Below are 17,960 nucleotides of genomic sequence, written 5' to 3'. Positions count from 1 at the left end.
TCTCTCGGCGGCTTGAATGGTGTGCGACCGATAGACGGGGTCGGGGGAAAACGAAAGCCCTATCAAATCAACCCGAATACGAAGAGGTGCAGCAAGCCGTCGTAGCTCAGTTGGTAGAGCACCTCGCTGTTAAGGTGAGTAGTCCCCGACTGTTTACCGCAGTCACGAGGTGGTCCCAGGTTCGAGTCCTGGCGACGGCGTCGTTTTCTCTCGAACGTCGCTTCGACGAGTGGTGTCCCTCCGAACACGGTTACTGGGACATAGTGTCGATAGATAACGCTAAAGGGAAGCCCGATAGTACGACGAACGAGGGCCCTTAGCTCAGTCTGGTTAGAGCGCTCGGCTCATAACCGAGTGGTCGTTGGTTCAAATCCGGCAGGGCCCATCCCGGATTTCGGTTCTCACGTCCGCGAGCGCACGGACCACGCCCAGTCGGCGGTTCGGAGCGCTATATAGTTCTCAGAGGAACCGTCAAGGGACTGACCGACCGACGTCGTCCCATGAGAGAAAACGCGCGACTCGGCTTCGTCTGCGTCCAGAACGCCGGACGGAGTCAGATGGCGACCGCCTTCGCCGAGCGCGAGCGCCGGGGACTCGTCGACGAAGTGGACATCGTCACCGGCGTCACCGGCGGCACCCGGCCCGCCGACCGCGTCCACGACGAGGTCGTCGAAGCGATGCGCGAACTCGACATCGACCTCTCGAAGCGACACCGAGGGAGGTATCCGCCGACGAACTGGAGTCCTGCGACGTTGTCGCGACGATGGGCTGTTCGACGCTCGAACTCGACGCGTCGTCGGGTGTCGACGTGCGCGACTGGGCCCTCGGCGACCCGCACGGGCGCGACCTCGACGAAGTGCGTCGAATCCGCGACGAAATCGAACGGAACGTCGTCGCGCTGTTCGACGAGTGGGAGGTCGAATCCGACGAGGTAGTGCGATAGCGATCCGAAACGAGTCGGGTTACGGGGTGACCTCTGGCGGACGCGACCTGCGCTCCCATTCGGACGTCGAGGCGCGGCACACGGGTTCTCCGCACCGTCTATCCGACAACGCGCATCGATACGTCACGACGGCGAGAGATACTCGTATGAAAAGTGAATTAACCGCCGGGAGAGACCACTGAACCGGAATCGACTACCACAGCAAACTATGCCTGAGAACTATGATTTGGTCATCATCGGCGGGGGAATCAGCGGGGCGTCGTTGCTCTACGCGGTGTCGAACTTCACCGACATCGAGAACGTCGCGCTGTTCGAGAAGGAAGACGAAATCGCGGCGATAAACTCCCATCACACGAACAACTCTCAGACGCTTCACTTCGGCGACATCGAGACGAACTACACCCTCGAAAAGGCCGAGGAGGTCAAGGAGGGCGCGGAGTTACTGGCGGGGTATCTCGAGAACGTCGACCCCGACCGCGAGATGCACAGTAAGCGGAGCAAGATGGTGCTCGCGGTCGGCGACGAGGAAGTCCGGGAACTGCGGACGCGACACGAGGACGAGGGGTTCGGCGACCTGTTCCCGAAACTCGAGGCCATCGGCCGCGACGAAATCGAGGAACTCGAACCGAAGGTGGTCGAGGGGAGAGACCCCGACGAGCGGCTACTGGCGCTGCAGACCCCCGACGGCTACGTCGTCGACTACGGCGAGACGTCGGAGTCGTTCGTACAGGAGGCCGAGGGGCAACCGGGCGTCGACGTGTACACCGGGACGAAGGTGACGAACCTCGTCGACCGAGGCAACGGCTTCAGCATCGAGACCGACGAGGGCCGGTTCCGCTCCGACGTCGCCGTAGTCGCCGCGGGGTCGCACAGCCTCCAGATCGCCAAGGAGATGGGGTACGGCGAGAACCTGTCGCTTTTGCCCGTCGCGGGGAGTTTCTTCCTCGCTGACGACCTGCTGAACGGGAAAGTGTACACGCTCCAGATGAGGAAACTGCCGTTCGCGGCGGTCCACGGCGACGCCGACGTCCACGACGACTCGATCACGCGGTTCGGTCCGACCGCGAAAGTCGTCCCGGCGCTCGAACGCGGCCGTATCTCGACGGTCGGCGACTTCTTCGACGTGTTCGGCCTGAGCCTCGACTCGTTCCTGAGTTACGCCAACGTCCTCTCGGACCGAATCCTGCTCCCGTACGTCCTCCGGAACCTCGTCTACGACGTTCCCGAGGTCGGCAAGCGAGCGTTCCTTCCGAACGTCCAGAAGGTCGTCCCCACCGTCGAACTCGACGATATCGACCGCGCGAAGGGTTACGGCGGCGTGCGACCGCAGATCGTCGACACCGACGCGAAGGCGCTCGACATGGGCGAAGCGACGATACTCGGCGACGACATCATCTTCAACATCACGCCGTCGCCCGGCGCGTCGACCTGCCTGAAGAACGCGATGAACGACGCGAAGCGGGTCGTCGAGTTCCTCGGCGACGACCACGAGTTCGACGAGGAACGGTTCCGCGCGGAGACGATAGACCACTTCCCGCGAGCAGAGACAGTCGAGACGTAACGGCCGCACCCTTTCACCGCTTGGCTCTCGTCTACTGGAGCAGCGTTGCCCGTTATCGAGGACAGTCGTACGTCTCTCGGACCGTGTTCGCCAACATTCCTCCCTTCTCGAAGACTATGTAGACGACGACGAACTGCCCGTCGACCGGACGCATCACGAACACCTCGCGCGGGTCGTCGTCGCCTCGCTCCTCGTTCACGCGCTCGACGAGTGGTTCCAGCGGGAGCACGCCGCTTCGGAACTCGTCGAACAGATCGCGTGCCCCCGGTTGCTCGGCGAACACGTAGAGGGCACCGTTCGCCCGGCCGTCGGTGTCGCGCGTCACACGGGAGTTCATCCCGTCGCCGGCGGCGACCGCCTCGTTCCACGTCTCCCGCGCGGCTTCGAACAGTCCTGTGACATCGTCGACGAACTCGACCCGACTCTGACGTTCGACGGTGAGCGCGTCGAACGCGGGCGTTCCGTCGTCGTCCCACGCCAGCGTCGCCTCAACAACGTACCCGGGGCGTAGTGCCGCTACCTCGTCGCCGAGACGGTCTTCGTACCCGTCGGTCCGAACGTACGTCGGGTCGAACGACTCCTCGTCGAGTTCGACCAAGAGCAGTTCGTCGGGGTCGCGCGGTCGGCCGAGCACCCGGTAGCGACCGCGCGTCGTCAGTTCCATACTCGGGCTTTCGTCGTCGTCGGCATAAGGCGGACGATGTCGCCGCTCCTCGCTGCTGGCCGCCGCCGCTCGTGTCGTCTCGTCGTTTCGACCTCCCACCCTGATAACAAAACTTATTATAGTTTGATCTTCTGACTTATGTATCGTGTCTCTCCGTCTATGAAATCTGCCGGACGCGTTCTGGGGTACCTCTCTGTCTTCGGGTTCGCAGTCGTGACTGCGGCAGTATACGCCCTTCACGGTGTCCGGAGTTCGAGGTCGGTCCCGACGTTTATCTTCGGGGCGTTCATCCCCTTCTGCGTCGCGCTCATCCTCTTTCTGTGCGGCGTCTGGCTCACCCGCCAGGAGTTCGACGACTCGAACGTGGCGACAGTCGGGTTCTGGTGCTCGGCGGGCGCGGCAATCACCTGCGCCATCGTCGCGCTGATGCTGCTCTATCAGCTTTCGGAGGGGGTCGTCCTGAGCAACTGGAGCATCGTCTTCGTCGGCGGGATGACAAGCGGCGCGCTCGTCGGGTTCCTGGTCGGGGTGTACGACGTGCAGCGACGGACCACCGAGCACCGTCTGGCCGCCGAACGCGAGCGGACGACGCGGCTCAACCAACGACTGCGCGTGCTCAACCGCGTCCTCCGGCACGACGTCCGGAACCGCTCGAACGTCATCCTCGGCTACGCCGACCTCCTGACCGAGGCCGACGGTGACGTCGAAGCGCACGCCGAGATAATCGAGCAGACGGCGTTGGACCTCGCGTCGCTCGGCGACAACGCTCGACGCATCGAGCATCTGCTCTCGGACGCCGAGCAGACGGTCGTCGACCTCCGCGCGCTCGTCGACCGGGAGGTGAGGACGGTTCGCGACGAGTATCCCGACGCGCTCGTCGAGACTGATTACGGGAAGACGGGATCCGTCCGAGCCAACCAACTCCTCGGCGTCGCGGTGAACAACCTGCTGGAGAACGCGATCGTCCACAATCCGAACGCGCGGCCCCGCGTCCGGGTCTCGCTCGAACTGCACGAGGACGACCGAATCGACTTCTGCGTCGCCGACGACGGGCCGGGGATTCCGCACGACGAACTGTCGGTGTTCCAGTCGGGACAGGAGACGCAACTCACCCACGCCAGCGGCATCGGCCTCTGGCTGGTCAACTGGATCGTCGACGACTCCGACGGCACCGTCGACCTCGAAGAGCGGACGCCGCGCGGAACGCGGGTTCGCGTCTCGCTCCCGGTCCTCGACGCCGACGCCGCCGACGAGACCGGGGCCGACACGTCGAGGCTCGTCCGCCGGTAACGGCGGCGGCATCGACGGGCGTCGTCGATTTCGTCACTCGTCGTCGGCCGCGCTCGGTCGTCGTCGGCCAAGTTCAATCGTCGCCGGTCGCACTCGGTCGCCGTCGGCCGAATTCAGTCGTCGCCGATGGATTCGACCGCGCCTCGAATTCCGGCGGTCGTCTCCTCGCCCTGATAGGTGATGCGCCAGCCGGTGACGCCCATGAACAGGAGCACGAGCGGCGAGATGAGGCCGAGGAAGTAGTACGGCGCGTATTCGAGCGTCGGCACCCCGAGAACGCCCGCCATATAGACGCCGCCCGCGTTCCACGGGATGAGCGCGCTCGTCGTCGTTCCGGCGGCCTCGACGGCGCGCGAGAGGTTGCGGCTGTCGAGACCCTTCTCCTCGTAGATGCCGCGGAGGCTCATACCGGGGACGACGATACTCATGTACTGCTCGGCGGCGAGGACGTTCATTCCGAACGCGGAGACGGCTGTCCCGGCGGTGATGCCAGCGACGCTGTGAAGACCGTTGCTGAGGTGATACGCGAGAACCGCAAGGACGCCCGTTCGCTCCAGCAGTCCGCCGAGCGCCAGCGCCGCGACGACGATGGTGATAGTCCACGACGAGCCGATGAGGCCGCCCGTCTCCAGCAGACTGTTGACGAGGTCGACGTTCGTCTCCGGCGCGGTGCCGTTCTGGGCGACGTCCCAGACGTGGATGAACCCCTCGACGCTCAGTCGACCCTGCGCGACCATGCTCGTGAACGCCCCGGCAAAGACGCCCGCCGTCAGCGACGGGAGCGCCGGGAATCCGTACAGCGCGAGGCCGAACGTCACCACGAGCGGGAGGAAGACGACGGGGTTCACCGAGTACGCGCCGACGATGGCGCTTTGAATCTCGCCGACGCGCCCGGCGGGAATCGACCCCGTCGCCGAGAGGCCGAGATAGCTGTAGAGGACGAGTGAGATGAGTAGTGCGATGCCCGTCCCGACACGCATCGTCCGGATGTGGGTGTAGAGGTCGGTGTTCGTCACCGCCGACGCGAGGTTCGTCGTGTCCGACAGCGGCGAGATCTTGTCCCCGGTGTACGACCCGGTGAGCACCGCACCCGCGGTCATCGCTTCCGGGACGCCGAGCCCGGAGCCGATGCCGATGAACGCCACCCCGAGCGTACCGGCCGTCGTCCACGACGAACCGACGGCGAAGGCGACGCCCGTCGCAAGAAGCGCCGTCACGGGCAGGAAGATGTCCGGCGACAGCAGTTCGAGTCCGTAGTAGATGAGCCCCGGGATCGTCCCGGCGTCGGTCCACGTCGCGATGAGCATGTAGATGATAAACAGGATGAGAATCGCCTGCATGCCCATGCGGAGTCCGTCGACGATTCCCTCGTACATCCGCTGCCAGGAGAGACCGTACCAGAACCGGCCGACGAGACCGGTCAGGACGATACCCCACAGAAGCGGCACGTGCGCGTCCAGTTCGAGCCAGATCGCACCTACGCTCAGAAACAACAGCATGCCGACGACCGGGACGAGCGCCTGTCCGAGCGAGGGGCGCTCGTCATCGGGTATGTCGTCGTACGCCAGTGGTTCGAACGACAGTGATGCCATGTACTCGCCCCATATGCGGCTGGCGCATTTGTATTTGGCTATTCATGCGCCCCAATTATTGTAACTTCGAGAACACGTGATACAGAGTCCCAAGCAAGGGATTTCGCCGTCAACGAGGGATTCAGCGGAGTTCCGACTTCGCCGCCCGGAGTAGGCCGTCGATTATCTCGGGCGTCGTCGGGTGGTACGCGCGGTCCGGGATCTCGTCGACGCGCATCCCGCGTTCGACGACGACCTGCATCGTCTTCGCCATCACGTCGGCGTGGTAGTGTAAGCCCTGGTAACCCAATACTGTGCCCTCGTCGGCGTCAACGACGAGTTTCGCCCGTCCCCGCGTCGCGTACTTCGTCTTGAACACGCCGTCGTCGCTGGCCTCCCGCGAGACGCTGACGTAGTTCAACCCTGCATCGTCGGCCGACCGCTCGGAGTGTCCGACGCGGACGTACGGGTACACCGCCGCCCCCGAGAAGATGACGTGGTGGTGGACGTTCTCGTACGGTTCGAGTTCCTCACCGGCCGCGTGCGCCAGTACGTTGTCGGCGGCGAGAAAGCCCTGTTCCTTGGCGACGTGGAGGATGGGTTCGTGTCCGTTCACGTCGCCGACGACGAACAGCCGGTCGTCGTCTCGCGCCTGCATCGTCTCGTCGACCCACCCTTTCTCGGCCTGCAGTCCCGCCGCTTCCAGATTCAGCCCGTCGACGTTGGGTCGCCGTCCCGTAAAGAGAAACAACTGGTCGGCTTCGACGAGTTCCTCGTCGCTCCCGCCGGTGAGATACAGCCGAACGCCGCCCTCGTCGGTCCGCTCGACGCGCTGTTCGCTCACGTTCGTCCGCACGTCGATGCCGAACTCCTCGCGGTAGAGCGCCAGCAGGTCGTCGCCGAACTCCGGGTCGGCTTCGTCGAGCGGTCTGTCGTCGTGCTCGACGACGGTGAGGTCCACACCTGCTTCCGAGAGGTACGCGGCGAGTTCGACGCCGACGTAGCCGAACCCCATCACGACACCCGAGTCGCCGAACTCGGTGGCGTCGAGTACGTCGGCGCTCGTCGAGTACGGCACCTCGTCGAGTCCGGGCGTGTCGGGGACGTTCACCGTCGACCCGGTGGCGACGACGACGTAGTCGGGCGTCAGTTCCCGGTCGCCGACGGCGAGTGTCCGCGCGCCGGCGAAGCGAGCGTTCTCGCCGACGAACTCGACGCCGTCGTGGGTCGCCAGCGCGTGGACGGCGTTCCGGCGGTGCTCGGCGAAGTTGTGGATGTGCGCGTCTTTCGCCGAGACCACTCGGTCGAGGTCGAGTTCCGGTGGTTCGCCGACGAGGCGTTCGTCGTGGCGGGCGTGGTAGCGATGTTCGGCCGCCGACAGCACCTCCTTCGAGGGCATACAGCCGCGGAGGATACAGAGTCCGCCTCCCGGGTCGCCGCCGTCGAGAAGCGTCAGGCGGTCGACTTCGTCCGCGTCGGCGAGGCGTTCGGCGGCAGCGACGCCCGCGCTCCCGTAGGCACCGAGGATGGCGACGTGCATACCGAACTATCCCACGCCACCGAATTAGCGGTTACGGCGGTCGTAGGCGCCGACGAACGACGTCGTCGGCCGACGACGCACCTCCGTCTCTTCGCCCGTCCTCCGTTTTACGCCCGTCGAACGAGCGCGAACGCGCTCAGTACGACGGCGAGCAGTCCCGCACCGACGCCGAAGCCGGGCATCTCCGTCGACGAAGTCGTGGCGTCGCCGTCGTCGCCCGTCTCGTTGTCGGTCGATTCCCCGTCGGTCGTCTCCTCGCCGCTGCTATCGCCGTCGGTCGTCTCCTCGCCGCTACCGTCGTCGGTCGTCCCCTCGTCGCTACCGTCGACTGCGATCTCCCGCTCGGAGAAGTGATTCACCGCGACGAGTACGTCGGCGCTCGCGTCGGCGCTCCCCTCCGACACCATGTAGGCGGAGCTGTCACCGCCGTTGGCGGCACTCTCGAGTTCGCCGTACGAGGAGGCCTCCGCGGCCGCCTCGCCGTCGACGGTCACCGAGACGTTTTCGGCGGTCTCGGAGACGCTCGTGAGCAGCACCGTCCCCTCATCGCTGCTTCGGTCGACGGTCATTCGGACGGCGTTCTCGCTCTGTTCGGCCGTCTCGACGGTCGTGCCGTCGGCGTACGAGACGACGTCGCTCACCGTCTCGCCGTCTCGCTGCATCACGTGCACCTCGGCGGCGGCCGTCCCTTCGGAGACGAGTCGCTCCTGCTCCCTGTCGTCCTCGGAGCGTTCGCCCTCGTACGAACGGAACACCAACTTGTCGTCCGCGCCGAGTTGGGCCCCGACGTTACCGTCCTCGGTGACGGTCACTTCGCCGTCGCCGACGACGACGAACGCGCCGGTCGTCCCGTTCGCCGTCGTCACGACGACCCGGTCGCCCTCGGCGTCGGCGTCGGCGTCGTCACTCACGTTCGCGTGGACGAACTGCCCCTCCTCCTCGCCCGCGTCGACGACGAGGATGCCGTGTTCGTTGTCGTGCGCGTCGAGGCTCGCGCCGCTTTCGGCTTCGACGCTGGCGCTGGTTTCCGTCTTCGACTCCATCGACAGCGCGCTCCAGTCGACCGACGAGACCGTCGACAGCGACGTGTCGGCGCCGACGCCGACGTCGCGCTTGGCCTCGCTCTGTGACTGCACCACGACCGACTCCAGCACCGTGTCGCCGCCGACGGCGTAGTCGGCGATGGCCGACCCGTTCGTCTCGAACGAGACGTTCGCCCCGGCGTAGGCGTCGCTCTCGGCGCCGCCGGACTGTCCGCTGACAGCCGGTGCTGCGGTCGATAGTACGACCAGTACCGCCACTACTGCCGCTACGCGTCTCATCACACCACCCGTGACTAGCGGCTCCGGAATGTATCTTTCGGCCACGTACAATTTCGCCTATGACTATCTGTCAGGACGACCGACGAGTCCCGATTTTCGATCGCACGCGAGTCGGTCGCTCCCGACGACCGCTCTACCGCGAGATACTCGCATCGTCTTCGCCGACGACGGCGTCGACTTCCGCGCGCGTAACGACGGCGATGTCGCCGTCGATGGTCCGCTTCAGCGCCGCCGTCGCCGCCGCGTACTCCAGTCCGGTCGCCACGTTCTCGCCGTCGAGTCGCGCCGCGAGGAAGCCGCCGACGAAGGCGTCGCCCGTACCGACGGCGTCGACGGTCTCCGCCTCGAACACCGGTTGCTCGTACGTCTCGCCGTCGTGGAGCGCGAGCGCGCCCTCCTCGCCGCGGGTGAGGATGACCGTCTCGAAGTCGTAGTCGTCGACGAGTCCGAAGACGAGATCCTCGGGGCTGCCGTCTCGGCCGAGCACCTCGCGGGTGTCGCGTTCGGCGGCGACGAGTACGTCCACGGCGTCGAACAGCGCGCGGTACCCCTCGGCCGCCTCCTCGTGGTTCCAGAGCTTCGAGCGGTAGTTCAGGTCGAACACCGTCGTCGTTCCGGCGTCGTTCGCCGTCGCCAGAAGCGTCGCCGTCGCCTCCGCCGCGGCGTCCGACAGCGCCGGGGTGATGCCGCTGGTGTAGAACGCTTCGCTCTCGCGGATGCGCTCGGTCGGGAGTTCGTCGGCCGAGACGGTGGTGACGGCGGCGTCGGCGCGGTCGTAGATGACGTTCGTTCCGCGCGGCGCGCCGCCGTGTTCGATGTAGTAGGTGCCCATCCGCGTCGCGTCGGCGTCGCTCCACGCGACGGGCGTCTCGACGCCGTGGCTCTGCAGTTCGACGGTGACGCGCCGACCCAGCGGCGAGTCCGGCAGTTTCGAGAGCCACACGGAGTCGAATCCGAGACGGGAGACCGCGGCGGCGACGTTGCTCTCCGCGCCGCCGATGCGAAGGTCCAGTTCGTCGGTCGTCTCCAGTCGCTCTCCCTGCGACGGCGAGAGGCGAAGCATCGTCTCGCCGAACGTCACGAGGTCGGTCATGCTCCCCCGTTCTTGCGAGGGTCACATAAGTTCGGGGAGTTCCGGCGGATATGCCCCGGTCGTGGACTCCCCTCCAGCGACGCTACTCCTCGGCGCGCCGCCCGGCGTGCCCCGGGTAATCGCGCTCGAATCGGGCTTCGATGTCGTCGCGGTCGAACGCGATGACGACGGGTCGACCGTGCGGGCAAGCGTACGGGTTGTCGCAGGCGTCCAGCGCCTCCAGCAGTTCGACGACCGACCCCTCGGTCAGCGACGTGTTGCCCGTAATCGAGGGGTAGCACGCCAAATCCGCCAGCAGCGAGTCGGCGACGGCGTCGACGGTCCGCTCGCCGCCGTCGTCTTCTTCGGCGACGAACGCGCTCACCACGTCGCGGAGCAACTCCGGTTCGAGTGTCGCGTCGAAGACGGCGGGAACCGTCCGGACTTCGACGCGACGCTCGCCGCTACGTCCGGCGTGGAAGCCGACCTGCGCCAGCGCGTCGGCGTACTCCTCGAACAGCGCTGCCTCACGCGCGGTCAACTCCAACTCGACGGGGTCCGCGAGCGCCTGTGTCGGCGTGTCGCCGGCGAGTTCGTTCTGCAGGCGCTCGTAGTTGACGCGCTCGTCGGCGGCGTGCTGGTCGATGAGCACCAGACCGGCAGGCGTCTCCGCGACGACGTACGTCTCGTGCAACTGGCCGAGGACGCGCATCCGCGGCAGACTCTCGAACACCGTCTCCGGCGTCGCGTCGTCGCCGGTGAGCGTCCGCTGCGTCGTCGGCGCGGTGACGCCCGACAGTCGCCGGTCTGCGTCGTTCTCGGCGCTCGCTTCCGTCTCCGAACCGGTCGACGCGAACGACGACTGTTCGCGTTCGGCGTTTCGGGCGGTCTCGGGCGTCGAATCGACGACGATCGGTCGCACCGCGTCGGACGGTGTCTCCGCCGTGTCGCTGTCCGCCTCGGACGCGCTCGTCTCCTGCTCGGCCCGTGACGGCCGTGCCGAGCGGGCGTTCGTCGTCGCCGTCTCCGAGGCTCCGTCCTCGGACGACGAGTCGGCGTTTCGAGGCGGCCGCGACGACCCGCTGTCGGACGGATTCGCGCGCTCGTTCGTTTCGGGGGCCACACTCGCTTCCTCGTCGCCAACCCGCGTCGCTCGCCTATCGACGCGACTCGTCCGTCCGGCGACGTCACTCGCCGATTCGTGGGTCGTCCCCGCGCCGCCGACGACCTCCGCTTCGTCTCTCTCACCGGGCCGAACTTCCGCCTCGTCGGGCGCGGAGAGGCCGCGCGGCGCGGACGACCGAATCAGGCCGTGGTCCAACAGCGCGTCCTCGACGGCGTCGGTGACGGCGCGCTTGGCGCTCGACTCGTCGTCGAACCGGACCTCCATCTTCCTCGGATGAACGTTCACGTCGACGGCGTCGGGTTCGACGTCGACGAACAGGACGGCGAAGGGGTAGCGGTCGGGAGCGAGTTGGCCGCCGTAGGCGTCGAGTACGGCTTCACGGAGCGTCGCGGCGGTGACGTAGCGGTCGTTGACGAACGTCGAGAGGTACTCGCGCCCGGCGCGGGTCGTCTCGGGGTGGCTGACGACGCCCGACACCGACTCGACGGGGCCGGGTCCCCCGGCGTCGTACTCGACGCGGACCATCGCCTCGGCCACCTCGCGGCCGTAGACGGCCAGTACTGCGGAGGATAGGTCGCCGTTGCCCTCGGTGGCGAACACCTCCCTCCCGTTGTGTTCGAGCGAGACTGCGACGTCGGGGTTCGCGAGCGCGTACTGCGTGACGACGGTGTTGACGTGGTCGAACTCGGTGGGGTCGGTCTTGAGGAACTTCTTGCGGGCGGGCGTGTTGAAGAAGAGGTCGGCGACTTCGACGGTCGTCCCGGCCGGACAACCTGCGGGCCGCGTCTCGCCCGTCTCGCCGCCCTCGACGGTGAGTTCGGCTCCAGCGCCGCTCGGAGCGCCGTCAGTACCGCCCTCGCGCGGTTTCGACCGGACGGTGAGCCGCGACACCGCGCCGATCGTGTGCAGCGCCTCGCCCCGGAAGCCGAGCGTCCCGACGCCGGCGTCGAGGTCAGAGATGTCGCGTATCTTGCTCGTCGTGTGTTTCTCGACGGCGCGTTCGAGGTTCGGTTCGGTCATCCCCTCGCCGTCGTCGCGGACGCGGATACCGTCTCTCCCGCCGTTGTCGACGGCGACGGAGACGCGCGAGGCGTCGGCGTCGAGGCTGTTCTCGACGAGTTCCTTCACTACGGAGGCCGGGCGTTCGACCACTTCGCCCGCCGCGATTTGCCGAATCGTCGCGTCGTCGAGCGCGCGAATCTGGGCTTCGTCCGCGTCTGTGTCGCTGCCCACCTCGCTCTCGGTGTCGGTGTTCGGACCGTCGCTCACGGGACAGTCACCTCGGGTCTGCGTTGGTTCGGGCCGGTCGGCAGATTCATGGACGGAGCTACCGAGAGCAACCCACTTGAACGCGCGGGTCGCTGCGGCGAAGCGGCAGCCCCACGTGGACGTCAGCCCCACTATTCCTCTCGCGGGCGCGAGTGCGGCCGGCGAAGCACAACCGATGTCTGCGCCAGAGCGACAGCCGGCGTCTGCGCACAGTAGTGTACGTCACCACCCGAGAGACACGGGTGTATTGGTAAATGGTACCATTTAACATTGTCCGTCGAGTAGTATCTAGTATGGCGACGAACGGAGGCGTAAGCGAGTCAGAGAGCACGACCGTCGACGAGGCGGTCGTCGGTGAGGCAGCGATTCCAATTACGATTCGCGTTGTCGTCGTCGCGATGGCCGGCGGACTGCTCGGGACGGTGTTGATGTTACCGGTACTCGTCGGTGTCCCGGCGGTGTTCGGCCTCTTCGAGACCGAACCCGTGACGCGGTTCGCCGGTCTCGCCGGATTCTTCGGCGTCGAACCGACGCTGACGCTCGGTATCGTCCTGTTCGGTCTCGGGGGGACCGTCGTGCTACCGCTCGTGTTTCTCGTCGTCGGGGCGTTTCTGCCACCAGAGCGCCCGAGGGCAGTCCGCGGCGCGTCCTTGGCGACGATATTCTGGTTCGGGTTCGTCCCGGCGTTTTGGCCCTCCGGGGGAGCCGTGACCGTCGTCCTCTACCTCCTCTTCTCGCTTCTTGCGCACTGGGTTTACGGCGTGACGCTCGGTTCGGTGCTCGACCGGACCATCGGTATTCCACAGCACGACGTCTGAGAGCCAATTTCACGCCTTCACCTTCGTCGAATTCGACACTTCCGACGTTCCCGACGTTTCCCGCGCGCATTCCTCTCCTCGTCTGACTGTCTCGTTCACCTCACAAAACGGTAAATAGGACAGCTAGTCTCGTTACACTTGGTTGAGTGGTACCAATGTACACGGGGTTGTGGCCCGTCCTCTCGGCGCTCGTTTTGCAGTCGGAGTTGATTCCACGCGGGACGCGAACGTTCGTGTTTCAGCGAATCTTTCTCGTCTTCTTGATTCTCGGCACGCTCGTCGGCGTCGTCGTCATCGCCTACATGCTTTACACCGCCTACGTGTACCGCGACGGTGAGGGCCGGTCCGACGACGGCTTCGACCCGCCGAAACTCGGTGAACTGCCGGTCGGCGGAGGCGGCGGACGGAAACTCGTCACGTCGTTCACGCTGAGCGTCGTCATCGTCATCTCGCTCATCTCGTGGACGTACGGAACGCTGCTGTTCGTCGAGGAGGGCCCCTCGGCCGAGGAGTCGCTGGAGGTTCAGGTCGAAGGCTACCAGTTCGGGTGGGAGTTCACGTACGAGAACGGTCACACGACCGACGGGGTCCTCCGCGTTCCGGCGGGTGAACCGGTCCGCTTGCGCGCCACGTCCGCGGACGTGTTCCACAACTTCGGCGTCCCGGAGCTAAAGGTGAAGACCGACGCGATACCCGGCCAACGGACGGATACGTGGTTCGTCGCGAACGAGACTGGGAACTACACGGCCCAGTGCTACGAACTCTGCGGTTCGGGTCACTCGTACATGACGGCAGAAATCGTCGTCATGGAACCCGACGAGTACCGGGCGTGGTACGCCAACACCAGTAACAGTTCGAGTTCATCATGAGCGAGCGACGAGCTTCGACACCAACAGACGAAGACGAGGGCGCGATCGACGGCAAAACCGCCGATAAGCGACTGACTGACGGCGGCCGCGCCGACGGCGGCACGGCACACCGGGACCGCTCTCTCGTGGGCGACGAGTACGAACCCGAAGAACACCACTCCGAAGAACACGCGTTTCCGTCCACCGGCGAGATACGGCGGTGGCTGATCACGACCAACCACAAAGACGTCGGCATCCTCTACGTCGTGACTTCGCTCTTTTTCCTGCTTCTCGGCGGGACGCTCGCGCTACTCCTGCGCGTGCAGTTGTGGGCACCGCGCGCCGTCGGTGAGACGATTCTCGACCCCGTCGCGTACAATCAGGCGGTGTCGGCGCACGGTCTGTTGATGGTGTTCTGGTTCCTATCGCCGTTCGCGTTCGGCTTCGCCAACTACGTCGTCCCGCTACAGATCGGTGCGAAAGACCTCGCGTTTCCGCGACTCAACGCGCTCAGCTACTGGCTCTACCTCGCGTCGGGGCTCCTCTTCGCCGTCTCGTTCTTCCAGGGTGGAACGTTCGCGGGCGGGTGGACGATGTACGCCCCCCTGAACGTGCCGACGTTCATGCCGGACGTGGGAGCGAGTGCGGCCGTCCTCGCGCTGGTGCTGTTCGTCACCTCGGTCACCGTCTCCTCCGTCAACTTCATCACGACGATACATCGGATGCGCGCAGAGGGGTTGACGCTCCGTCGCCTGCCGCTGTTTACGTGGACCATCCTCCTGACGGTGTGGATGATGCTGTTCGCCTTCGCCGCCCTGCTCGCGGCGCTGCTCATCCTCTCGTCTGACCGCCTGCTCGGCACGACCTACTTCGCGCTGGAGACGCCGGGCGGGTCGCTGCTCTGGACGCACCTGTTCTGGTTCTTCGGCCACCCCGAGGTGTACATCGTCTTCTTCCCCGCGCTGGGCGTGATGGCCGAGACGTTCCAGACGTTCACGGGTCGCCGAATCGTCGGGCGGAAGTGGTTCATCGCGGCGATGATTCTCGTCGCGCTCCAGAGCTTCGTCGTCTGGATGCACCACATGTTTCTCACCTCCATCAACCTCCAGATCAAGACGCTGTTCATGGTGACGACCATCGGCATCTCGCTCCCGTTCGACCTGATGGTGTTCGCGCTCATCTACACGATGATAAAGGGCCGAATCCGGTTCACGACGCCGTTTCTCTTCAACTTCGGGGCGCTCTTGCTTTTCATCATCGGCGGCATCACCGGCGTCTTCCTCGGTGCGGTCGTCCTCGACTACGAGTTCCGCGGCACCTACTGGGTCGTCGCGCACTTCCACTACGTGATGGTCGGCGGTATCACCGCGCTCGTGGGCGGCCTCTACTACTGGTTCCCGAAGATGACGGGCCGGATGTACGACGAGTTCCTGGGGAAACTCCACTTCGGCCTCTACTTCGTCGGCTTCAATCTGCTCTACTTCCCCATGTTCGTCGCGTGGCAGACTCCCAGACGAGTGTTCGACTACGCGCCCGGCCTCGCCCCGTGGCACAAACTCGCCACAATCGGCGGGTTCGTCCTCGCGGCGTCGTTCGTCGTCATGTTCTACAACTTGACCAAGAGCGCGTTCGCGGGCGACTCCGCGGAGGACAACCCGTGGGCCTACTCGACGACCGCCGAGTGGACCGTCCCGTCGCCGCCGCCGCTGGAGAACTTCCCCGGCGTCCCAACCTACCGCGACGGAGCACTCTCGTTCCGGCGCGACGCGCCGGAGTTGGCCGCGGAGACCGACGGCGGCGGAACAGCCGCAGCCGTCGACGCCGCCGTCGAAGACGGTGGCACGGCGGTGGGGTCGCCGGCGACGTCGACCCCACCGGCGGCGTCGTACAGCGAACACGGCGCGCACGACGGACACGCCAGCCACGCGAGCATCTGGCCGCTGGCGCTGAGCGCCGGGATGTTCGTGCTCTTTTTCGGCCTCTCAGGCCTCCGGGGCGGGTCGTTCGGCGACGGTACGATGGCGACCGTCTATCTCTCCGCCGCGGCGGTCGGCGGCGCGGCCACGTTCGGGTCGCTGCTGTTCTGGGCGCTCGAACCGTTCGACGCGCCGGCAGGCGGGTTCGGCGAGGCGTGGCCGTTCGCCGGTATCGAGAACGGCAAAGTCGGGATGTGGGTGTTTCTCGCCTCCGACGTGGTGCTGTTCGGCGGCGTCGTCGGCGCGTACGTCTTCACGCGCGTCGCCTTCGGCTGGACCGGGTGGGAACCGGTTCCGACCGACCCCATCCCCGGCCTGCTGAACACCTACATCCTGTTGACGAGCAGTTTCACGGTCGTGCTCGCGCTCGTCGCCGCCGAGAAACGGAGTCGTGGGGGCGTCGTCGCGTGTCTCGTCGCCACCTTCCTCCTCGGCGTCGGCTTCCTCGTCAACAAGGGAATCGAGTGGCAACACCTGTTCCACGAGGGGTTGTGGCTCTCGACGAACGTGCGGTCGTCGACGTTCTTCCTCACGACCGGACTCCACGCGGCGCACGTCGTCGTGGGGCTGCTAATCACGCTGTTCCTCGTCGCTCGCGCGTGGCGAGGGGCGTACCTCGACGACAGCCGGACGGTCGAGTACTTTGGCCTCTACTGGCACTTCGTCGACATCGTCTGGCTGTTCCTCTTCCCGCTGTTCTACATCCTGTGAGGTGACAGAGAATGGTATCCACAAAACTGTACACGGCGATTTACGTGGTGTTGTTCGTCTCGGCGACGATCCAGGTACTCGTGGAGTTCGCGGGGTTGGCGTACTGGACCGCCTTCGGCGTCATCCTGGCGCTCTCGGCGATGAAGGCCGTCCTCGTCGCGGCGTACTTCCAGCATCTACGGTTCGAACCGCGCTCGCTCACCTACCTCGTCGCCACCGGGTTGCTCGCGGCGCTCGCTTTGACGCTGGCGGCGTCGTACTCGATTCTCTGAGGGGGAAGGTCGACGTGAACCAGCCGACGAAAACGTCGTCGTCGTCCGATTCGCCCGCCACCGAGTCGGAGTCTGCTCCCTCCAAGCCCGACGGGGTCACCCGAACGACGGTCGGCTACGCGCTCCTGTTCTCGATTCCCGTCGGAATCGGCGTCGCTGCGGGCGTCTCGCGGGCGACAGGTGAGGGCTTACTCGCACCGGGCGTCGCGCTTCCGGGCGTCGTCGCGGCCGTCGGCGTTTTCCTGTTCGTCCTCGTCGTCAGCTACGGCGGTGCCCCGGAGTAACGACGGCGACGCTCCGGAGTAACTGTGGCGGCGTTCCGGCGTGGCTACGGCGACGCTCCGGAACACGAACCGACGGTTGAAGTGCCTCTCTGTGGTATCAACGAACATGGGTCTCGCAGAAACTCCGCTTCCGTACGCCGTCTCGGTACTCGGCGTCGTCGTCGGCTTGGCTATCCTCCTCGTCGGCGAAGCGCTCGGCGCCGCCGACGCGGTCGTCGTCGGGGGCGGGGTCGTCGTGCTCGTCGGCGTCGGCGTCCTCACCGCGGCGGTGGCGATGCATCCCGCGCCGGACGAGGCCGCGGAAGAGGGACACTCCGCGCAGGAGTCGACGCCGCGGTGACAGGCTACGCCACGATAGCCACCGCTACGGCGGACTACCCCGCGAGGCTGAACGCGACGATGGCGAGGACGATGAACGCCGCGTAGACGGCCCCGAGCGCGACGAACACCTTCAGGTGGAAGAGAAACAGCTCCTCGGCTTCGGCCTCCGAGGCGGCTTCGTACCTCTCTCGCAGTATCGGGTCGTCCCGACTCGTCGCGCTGACGTGTGCTCCGTCGCTGTCCGGATGAACTTCGCCGACGTGGAGCGTACAGCGGCGCTCGGTTTTGAACGGTCGCTCGCAGTACGGACAGACCGCTACCGGTTTCTCTCCCGGTGGGACGAACGTCTCGGGGACGAGTGGTTCGGACATG

At 65.9% G+C, this 17,960-nt stretch carries 15 protein-coding genes, 2 tRNA genes and 1 pseudogene; 11 read left to right on the top strand and 7 right to left on the bottom strand.

Annotated elements, in window-relative coordinates; genetic code table 11:
• Positions 1–95: 95 nt before the first annotated feature.
• From LAQ74_RS12115 to LAQ74_RS12100, 4 genes and pseudogenes are all read left to right on the top strand, one after another.
• A tRNA-Asn gene (locus tag LAQ74_RS12115) sits at positions 96–200 on the top strand.
• A 110-nt stretch (positions 201–310) separates the two neighbouring features.
• Positions 311–385, top strand: a tRNA-Ile gene (locus tag LAQ74_RS12110).
• A gap of 115 nt (positions 386–500) precedes the next feature.
• Positions 501–943: pseudogene (locus LAQ74_RS12105) on the top strand (arsenate-mycothiol transferase ArsC).
• Between the two features lie 208 nt (positions 944–1,151).
• Positions 1,152–2,504, top strand: coding sequence for an FAD-dependent oxidoreductase (locus LAQ74_RS12100; RefSeq protein WP_224332796.1), 1,353 nt, complete (start codon positions 1,152–1,154; stop codon positions 2,502–2,504).
• A gap of 52 nt (positions 2,505–2,556) precedes the next feature.
• On the opposite strand, the gene LAQ74_RS12095 is transcribed toward LAQ74_RS12100, so the two are convergent.
• Positions 2,557–3,168: a DUF6663 family protein gene (locus LAQ74_RS12095; RefSeq protein ID WP_224332795.1), complete on the bottom strand. Its 612-nt coding sequence runs from the start codon at positions 3,166–3,168 to the stop codon at positions 2,557–2,559.
• 159 nt (positions 3,169–3,327) lie between these two features.
• Between LAQ74_RS12095 and LAQ74_RS12090 the strand changes: the two genes are divergently transcribed.
• Entirely contained in the window at positions 3,328–4,458 is a 1,131-nt protein-coding gene (locus LAQ74_RS12090; RefSeq protein ID WP_224332794.1) for an ATP-binding protein, read from the top strand.
• Between the two features lie 113 nt (positions 4,459–4,571).
• Here LAQ74_RS12090 and arcD read toward each other — a convergent pair whose 3' ends face one another.
• The 5 genes from arcD to mutL all read right to left on the bottom strand — a co-directional run bounded on the left by arcD (position 4,572) and on the right by mutL (position 12,322).
• Positions 4,572–6,050 carry an arginine/ornithine antiporter ArcD gene (gene arcD / locus LAQ74_RS12085; protein WP_224332793.1) on the bottom strand — a complete coding sequence of 493 codons (1,479 nt, stop codon included), beginning with the start codon at positions 6,048–6,050 and terminating at the stop codon, positions 4,572–4,574.
• Positions 6,051–6,171: 121 nt separating this feature from the next.
• On the bottom strand, positions 6,172–7,569 hold the full coding sequence (locus tag LAQ74_RS12080) for a dihydrolipoyl dehydrogenase family protein (RefSeq protein WP_224332792.1): 1,398 nt from the start codon (positions 7,567–7,569) through the stop codon (positions 6,172–6,174).
• Between the two features lie 107 nt (positions 7,570–7,676).
• Positions 7,677–8,891, bottom strand: a complete 1,215-nt coding sequence (locus LAQ74_RS12075; RefSeq protein WP_224332791.1) for a PGF-CTERM sorting domain-containing protein — start codon at positions 8,889–8,891, stop codon at positions 7,677–7,679.
• A gap of 133 nt (positions 8,892–9,024) precedes the next feature.
• On the bottom strand, positions 9,025–9,984 hold the full coding sequence (gene kdgK1, locus LAQ74_RS12070; protein WP_224332790.1) for a bifunctional 2-dehydro-3-deoxygluconokinase/2-dehydro-3-deoxygalactonokinase: 960 nt from the start codon (positions 9,982–9,984) through the stop codon (positions 9,025–9,027).
• Positions 9,985–10,066: 82 nt separating this feature from the next.
• Positions 10,067–12,322: a DNA mismatch repair endonuclease MutL gene (gene mutL / locus LAQ74_RS12065; protein ID WP_224337263.1), complete on the bottom strand. Its 2,256-nt coding sequence runs from the start codon at positions 12,320–12,322 to the stop codon at positions 10,067–10,069.
• 329 nt (positions 12,323–12,651) lie between these two features.
• Here mutL and LAQ74_RS12060 point away from each other — a divergent pair, with 329 nt between their 5' ends.
• The 6 genes from LAQ74_RS12060 (at position 12,652) to LAQ74_RS12035 (ending at position 17,607) form a co-directional block, all read left to right on the top strand.
• Positions 12,652–13,176, top strand: coding sequence for a DUF6789 family protein (locus LAQ74_RS12060; RefSeq protein ID WP_224332789.1), 525 nt, complete (start codon positions 12,652–12,654; stop codon positions 13,174–13,176).
• Positions 13,177–13,331: 155 nt separating this feature from the next.
• Positions 13,332–14,045 (top strand): cytochrome c oxidase subunit II, encoded by a 714-nt coding sequence (gene coxB, locus LAQ74_RS12055; protein WP_224332788.1) that lies wholly within the window; start codon positions 13,332–13,334, stop codon positions 14,043–14,045.
• Positions 14,042–16,711, top strand: a complete 2,670-nt coding sequence (locus LAQ74_RS12050) for a cbb3-type cytochrome c oxidase subunit I (RefSeq protein ID WP_224332787.1) — start codon at positions 14,042–14,044, stop codon at positions 16,709–16,711. The genes coxB and LAQ74_RS12050 overlap by 4 nt, the downstream gene beginning before the upstream one ends.
• Before the next feature lie 11 nt (positions 16,712–16,722).
• Positions 16,723–16,983: a cytochrome C oxidase subunit IV family protein gene (locus LAQ74_RS12045; protein ID WP_224332786.1), complete on the top strand. Its 261-nt coding sequence runs from the start codon at positions 16,723–16,725 to the stop codon at positions 16,981–16,983.
• Between the two features lie 14 nt (positions 16,984–16,997).
• Positions 16,998–17,267, top strand: coding sequence for a hypothetical protein (locus LAQ74_RS12040; RefSeq protein ID WP_224332785.1), 270 nt, complete (start codon positions 16,998–17,000; stop codon positions 17,265–17,267).
• A gap of 106 nt (positions 17,268–17,373) precedes the next feature.
• A complete protein-coding gene (locus LAQ74_RS12035) occupies positions 17,374–17,607 on the top strand; it encodes a hypothetical protein (RefSeq protein ID WP_224332784.1) in 234 nt (77 codons plus the stop codon).
• A gap of 34 nt (positions 17,608–17,641) precedes the next feature.
• Here the strand turns inward: LAQ74_RS12035 and LAQ74_RS12030 are convergent, their stop codons facing one another.
• The gene (locus LAQ74_RS12030) at positions 17,642–17,959 is read right to left on the bottom strand and encodes a DUF7410 domain-containing protein (RefSeq protein ID WP_224332783.1); all 318 of its coding nucleotides are present in this window, start codon (positions 17,957–17,959) and stop codon (positions 17,642–17,644) included.
• Between the last annotated feature and the right edge of the window lies 1 nt (position 17,960).

It is taken from the genome of Haloprofundus halobius (assembly GCF_020097835.1).
GTDB classification, from domain to species: domain Archaea; phylum Halobacteriota; class Halobacteria; order Halobacteriales; family Haloferacaceae; genus Haloprofundus; species Haloprofundus halobius.
The sequence above is the reverse complement of the archived record's forward strand: the minus strand, read 5'-3'. Positions and strand labels throughout refer to the sequence as shown.